Raw genomic sequence first — 251 nt, 5'->3', positions numbered from 1 at the left:
AAGTAAAACAGCGCCGGACCAGGCTAGCTGGCGAAGCGACATGCGAGGTATTTGCATCCCTTACCCCCGGTTTCCATATTTCTTTTTCCATAACACGACCAGAGAACCTGCCAGGCCAAACACCAGCAGCACCACCGGGAGCAGCATCAGGCATGACATCAGCTGGTCCTCGTACTTTAAAAATACCGGCGTTTTGCCGAGCATGTAACCCAGAGTTGTCAGGATCAATACCCACAGCCGACCGCTCATCC

At 53.4% G+C, this 251-nt stretch carries 1 pseudogene; it reads right to left on the bottom strand.

What is annotated here, in order from left to right:
* Positions 1-60 precede the first annotated feature (60 nt).
* Positions 61-251 (bottom strand): annotated as a pseudogene (gene yqjA, locus SB756_RS33180) (DedA family general envelope maintenance protein YqjA); the annotation flags it as partial.

It is taken from the genome of Pseudomonas sp. SIMBA_068 (genome assembly GCF_046534705.1).
GTDB lineage: Bacteria > Pseudomonadota > Gammaproteobacteria > Pseudomonadales > Pseudomonadaceae > Aquipseudomonas > Aquipseudomonas putida.
The sequence above is the reverse complement of the archived record's forward strand: the minus strand, read 5'-3'. Positions and strand labels throughout refer to the sequence as shown.